Annotated in this window: 4 protein-coding genes; 2 read left to right on the top strand and 2 right to left on the bottom strand. The window is 63.9% G+C overall.

Features of this window, described 5'->3' with window-relative positions; genetic code table 11:
- Positions 1-220: 220 nt before the first annotated feature.
- Both B3605_RS25380 and B3605_RS25375 read right to left on the bottom strand, forming a co-directional pair.
- On the bottom strand, positions 221-964 hold the full coding sequence (locus B3605_RS25380) for a hypothetical protein (RefSeq protein ID WP_296436834.1): 744 nt from the start codon (positions 962-964) through the stop codon (positions 221-223).
- 212 nt (positions 965-1176) lie between these two features.
- Positions 1177-3477 carry a heavy metal translocating P-type ATPase gene (locus B3605_RS25375; protein WP_296436833.1) on the bottom strand — a complete coding sequence of 767 codons (2301 nt, stop codon included), beginning with the start codon at positions 3475-3477 and terminating at the stop codon, positions 1177-1179.
- An 83-nt stretch (positions 3478-3560) separates the two neighbouring features.
- Here B3605_RS25375 and B3605_RS25370 point away from each other — a divergent pair, with 83 nt between their 5' ends.
- The gene (locus B3605_RS25370) at positions 3561-3983 is read left to right on the top strand and encodes a MerR family transcriptional regulator (RefSeq protein WP_111563283.1); all 423 of its coding nucleotides are present in this window, start codon (positions 3561-3563) and stop codon (positions 3981-3983) included.
- 187 nt (positions 3984-4170) lie between these two features.
- On the top strand, positions 4171-5950 hold a 1780-nt coding region (locus B3605_RS25365), incomplete at its 3' end, for a putative bifunctional diguanylate cyclase/phosphodiesterase (RefSeq protein ID WP_296436832.1).

Raw genomic sequence — 5950 nt, 5'->3', positions numbered from 1 at the left:
GAACTCTTCGCCGGTGGTGGGGTGTTCGCGGCATTCGGACGATTGAAATCATTGGTCATGGTGCTTCTCCTCCTCGATCACAAACGCGCGAGGAAGAGATAGGTTCCAGAATGTGGCAGGCGCCACTTTCCGGTTGCGGCTCACGAAACGCGAAAGCCCGGCGCGGGAGCATGCGCCGGGCTTTATAATGGTGATCGCGGACGTCTTGCGGCGCGCGCCGTCAAAACTGCTGGTAGAGAAGCGTGACGGCGTTGACGCGGCTTTCATCGCTGCCGGCTTCCACGCCGAAGAGCGACAGGAACGGCGACGCCGTGCCGGTCGAGCCGCCCGCGAACATCGACAGGAGTCGCTGGGATTGGCTTGTCTGCTCCGCCTGCTTGCGGACCAGATCAGTCAGATCGATGTCATCGCCCTTACCGACTGCGCTTGCCGATGTTGTCGATGACTTCGTGGCCGAAGCGCCCGCGGTGTGGGTTGGAGACGTCGGTAATGGTGTTGCAACGGGGGGCGTGCCGCTCGTCGCGCCGGTGCCGGACGCCGGTGCGGTGCTGCTATTGTTGTTGGCGGGCGTCGCTGGGGCGTTCTGCTCCGGCTGCGCCGGCACGGGCTCAGCGGCGGTGGCCGGCTGCGTTTCCGTGGCCGGCTGTTCGGCTGGCTCGCTGGCTTCGCCTGATGTTGCCGCCTCGCTTGCGGGTTGCGTGGGGGTTGCCTGCTGCGGTTGGGTTCCGGCCGGAGCTGCTGCCTCAGGCTCGGAATTACCCTCAGGGTCGGTCTGCGGCTTAGCGGTGTAAGTCTGGTCGTCCGTTTCCTCGGGCGGATAGCTGATGGGCTCTTCGCTTGCAGGGGAGGGGGAAGCGGATTGCTCGGGTGGTGTCGATGCCTCCGGAGCGCTTTGTGAAGGGCTGGTCGTGGATGTGGATCCACTGGGCGGTTGATTGGGATAAAATATGCCGTCTAGGAACATATGCGAGCCTTGCAAATTGAATGACTCGCGCCGGATAGAGGCAACCCCTTGCAAAAACCTCTCAAACAGCCGTCGCTTTTTAAGAAAAATTTAATTACCTAATTTTGCATCTAGTTGAATAGATTGAAGAATACACGCTCTAGGGATCGTGGCGCGCTGCACCCCTCAAAATTCAAGGGAAAATGCGCGCCACGCGTGCTGTTAACACAGTCTTAAGCCTGTGATGAAACCGGCCGCAGCAATCGCAATGCGTTGATCGTCACCAGCACCGTGGCGCCGGTATCAGCGAGGATGGCCGGCCAGAGGCCGGTGATGCCGGCGATGGTCGTGACCAGGAAAACGGCCTTCAGGCCGAGCGCGATCGAGATGTTTTCGCCGATATTGCGCATGGTGCGCTTCGACAGCGCGATCATGGCTGCGACGTCGGAAACGCGGCCGTGCAGGATCGCCGCGTCCGCCGTCTCCAGCGCCACATCCGTGCCGCCGCCCATGGCGATGCCGACATCGGCCGCGGCCAGCGCCGGCGCGTCGTTGATGCCGTCTCCGACCTTGGCGACCTTCAGGCCGCTCTTCTGCAGCTCGCCGACGATGCGCTGCTTATCCTCGGGCATCAGCTCGGCGCGGACCTCGATACCGAGCTCCTTGCCGATGGCGTTGGCGGTGCGCGCGTTGTCGCCTGTCAGCATGACAATCCTGACGCCGGCGTCGGTCAGCGCCTTGAGGCCCGATTTGGCGTCGTCGCGCGTCTCGTCGCGCATGGCGATGGCGCCGGCCAGCTGGTCGCCGACGACAAGCACGGAGACGGTCTTGCCTTCGTCGTTGAGCCTGGTGATGCGCGCCTGCTGCTCGTCCGAGAGTGGAACGTGTTCGGCTGCGGCCTTGGGGGAACCGAGGAAGATCGGCTCACCCGCGACGGTAGCCGCCACACCCTTGCCGCCCAGTGCCTTGGCGTCGGTTGCCTGCGGGATGGCGATGGCGTCGCGCGCGGCCCTGCCGAGGATGGCGAGCGCCAGCGGGTGGCTGGAGCCGGTCTCGATGGCCGCGGCATAGGTCAGCACTTCGGCCTCGGGCGTGCCGAAGCTCAATATGTCGGTGACAACTGGCTTGCCCTCCGTCAGCGTGCCGGTCTTGTCGAGCGCCACGGCGTTGATCTTGCCCAGCGTCTCAAGAACCGCGCCGCCCTTGAGCAGCAGGCCGCGCCGTGCGCCTGAGGACAGCGAGGCGGCGATGGCGGCGGGCGTGGAGATGACAAGCGCGCAGGGGCAGCCGATCAAGAGGATCGCGAGGCCCTTGTAGATCCACTCGTCCCACGCGCCGCCAGCGACCAGCGGCGGCAGGATGGCGACGAGGGCGGCAACGACGACGACGCCTGGCGTGTAATAGCGCGAGAAGCGGTCGATGAAGCGCTCGGTCGGGGCCTTCTTATCCTGCGCTTCCTCGACGAGGCGCACGATGCGGGCGATGGTGTTGTCGGCGGCGGCAGCGGTGACCTTGACGCGCAGCGCCGCGTCGCCGTTGACGGTACCCGCGAAGACGACGTCGCCTTCGCCCTTGCGCACCGGCGTGCTTTCGCCTGTCACCGGTGCCTCGTCGATCGCGCTTTCACCGGACAAGATGATGCCGTCGGCGGAGATGCGGTCGCCGGGGCGCACGAGAATGGTCGAGCCGACGGCAAGCGTTTCGGCCGGTACCTCACGGGTTGCGCCGCCCGCTTCGAGAAGGGCGCTTTTCGGCACCAGCGTCGTCAGCGACTGGATGCTGGCGCGCGCCTTGCCGGCGGCGACACCTTCCAGCAGTTCACCGACCAGGAACAGGAAGACCACGGTCGCGGCTTCCTCGCCGGCATGGATGATGACGGCACCGACGGCGGCGATGGTCATCAACATTTCAATGGAGAAGGGCGTGCCTGAGAGCGCGGCCATGATCGCGCGACGGGCAATCGGGATGAGACCGACCAGCATGGCGGCGATGAAGGCATAGGGCGCGATCGAGGGAACGAGATGTCCGACAACATACGCAACGACGAGGGCGGCGCCCGAGAGGATCGTCAGGCGGCCCTTGCGGCTCTGCCACCATGGGCCGGACATGGGCGCATGGTCATGGCCATGCAGGCCTTCGATTTCGGCGGGTGCGTCTTGGCTGTCATGGGCATGATCGTGTGCGTGGTCATGGTGATCGTGATCATGTTCGTCGTGCGCATCGTCCCGCGCGTGGCTGTGTCCGTGATCGTGGCCGCAGTCCGGTCCGTGCACATGCCCGGCGCTTTGGCTACTCGGGCGGGGTGCCTCGGTGGTCGCGAAGGGACGCAGGCCGTAGCCGAGGCCGGTCACCTTCTTTTCGATCGCGGCAAGGTCGCTGCTGCCGTCGTGGCGCACGGTCATGGTGCCTGATGTTACCGACACCGAGACGTCCTCGACGCCGGAGACGCGGCGCACGGCGGTATCGATCTTGGCCGCGCAGCTGGCGCAATCCATGCCTTCGACCCTGTAGCGCTTCTCGATCCTGTCGCTCATCATCGGCTTCCTTATGGGCTTCCTTGTCATTGACGAGCATCCTTCCTACATCCTCTAGCGACTAGAGGTGCAAGGGGGAAATGATGAAAAAGATCACCATCGGCGAGGCATCGCGCCAAAGCGGCGTGAAGGTGCCGACCATCCGCTACTACGAGGGCATCGGACTATTGAGCGCGCCAAGCCGCAGCGAGGGCAACCAGCGCTCCTACGAGCCCGCCGATATCAGCCGCCTCGTGTTCATCCGCCATGCCAGGGAATTGGGCTTCGAGGTCGATGCGATCCGTACGCTTCTCATTCTGCAGGACGATCCGAACCAGTCCTGCGCTTCGGCCGACGCGATCGCCAAGGCGCGGCTCATCGATGTCGAGCAGCGCATCCGCAGCCTGATGGCGCTGAAGGTGGAGCTGGAGGCAATGGTCGCCGGATGCGGTCACGGGCGGGTCGACCAGTGCCGGGTGATCGAGGTTCTGGCCGATCACGGCCAGTGCGCGCATAGCCACCATTAGTTGGTCGATCTTTGTGCAGACCTTTCCAGTGTGTGAAGAAAAGCCGCGAAACATCGTAACAAGCGGTTAGCGCTGCACATGGCGAAGGCGGTTCGCCTAAAGTTTGTGCGAACTATGATTCTGATTTTATTTAGCTTTTTTCACTATAACTGACAGGATCAGCCATCAAATTCATGTGATATTGCCGATGACAGGTATTCAGAGAGCATTCGTTTCGACCGATACTCCCAATGATGATTTCCAGTCTCTCTTCGCAACCCATCCGTCGCCGATGTGGGTCTACGACCCCGACACGTTGCGTTTCCTGATCGTCAACAACGCCGCCGTCGATCTCTATGGTTATTCGCGGGAAGCCTATTCAGGCATGACCGTGCTCGACATTCGCCCCGCCCAGGAGCGCCAGCGGATGATTACCGCCGTGCACGCGCGCTCCGACATGGAGCGGGCCGGGCGCTGGACGCATCTGAAGGCCGATGGCACCATGCTCGAGGTGATGACCTACGGGCGCGGCGTGCGTTTCAACGGCCGCGATGCAATCCTCGCCATCGTGCAGGACCGCACGGAGGTCAATGCCGCGCATCGCGAGGTGAGCGACACGCGCTCGCTGCTTGATAGCATCGTCGACAACCTGCCGGTCGGCGTGTTCGTCAAGGATATGGACGCGGATGGTCTCTATATCCTCTTCAACGAAGCCTGCGGCGACATCATCGGCCGTCATTCTCTCGACGTGGTCGGCCGCAGCGACCATATCTTCTTCAACGACGAGCAGGCGGCTGCGTTTCGCGAGCAGGATGCCCGTGCTTTCGCGGCGCCCGCGGCGATCAGCTTCGAAGAGACGATGCAACGCAGCGATGGTCAGCAGCGTATCCTCAGAACCGTCAAGCGCGCCCTGCCGTCGCCCGATGGCAGCGCCCCGCGCTACCTGCTCGGCATCTCGCAGGATGTGACCGAGGAGCGCTCGGTCGAGGCGCGGCTGGCCTATATGGCCATGCACGACGTTCTGACGGGCCTGCCGAACCGCGCCTTCTTCGCCGAGCATATCAAGCGTGTCTCCGCGCTTGCCACCGCCGACAAGCCGGTGGCACTGCTTTATCTCGACGTCGATCACTTCAAACATATCAACGACAGCAAGGGCCATGCGGCCGGCGACGCGCTGCTCTGCCAGGTGGCCGCGCGGCTGACCGGTCTTGCCGACCACGGCGATCTCGTGGCGCGTCTTGGCGGCGACGAGTTCGCGCTGGTGGTGGGCTTCCGGGAGGCCGGCTGTATCGAGCGGTTCGCCGAGCAGCTGCTCACGTCGCTCTCCTCGCCCTTCGATCTCGATGGCGTCAACGAGCATGTCACCTGCAGCATCGGCATCGCGCTGGCGCCCGATCATGCCGAAGACGATGACGTGCTGATGCGCCATGCCGACCTTGCGCTCTATGCCGCCAAGGAAAGCGGCCGCTCGACCTATCGCTTCTACGAGCCCTCGATGCGGCTTGAGGCCGAGCGCCGGCACATGCTGACGGTGGAGCTGCGCGAGGCGCTGCAGAAAAACCAGTTCGAGCTCTATTACCAGCCGATCGTGCAGCTGGAAAATGACGGTCTCGGCGGCTTCGAGGCGCTGATCCGCTGGAACCATCCGGAGCGCGGGCTGGTGCCGCCGATGGAGTTCATTCCTGTCGCGGAAGAGACCGGGCTGATCGTTGCGATCGGCGAGTGGGTGCTGCGCGAGGCCTGCCGCACGGCGGCGCGCTGGCCCTCGAACCTGAAGGTGGCAGTCAATCTCTCGGTCAGCCAGTTTCGCCACAACAGCCTGCTTGCCAGCGTCGTCTCGGCGCTCGACGAGAGCGGGTTGCGGCCGGAGCGGCTGGAGATCGAGATCACGGAATCAGTCTTCCTCGCCGATGTCGGCCAGAGCCTGCCGCTCCTGAAGGCGCTGAAGGAACTCGGCATCCGCATCGCCATCGACGATTTCGGCACCG

The sequence above is a fragment of the Rhizobium sp. UBA1881 genome (assembly GCF_002338015.1).
GTDB lineage: Bacteria > Pseudomonadota > Alphaproteobacteria > Rhizobiales > Rhizobiaceae > Rhizobium.
This window is presented reverse-complemented; position numbering and strand designations above follow the sequence as displayed.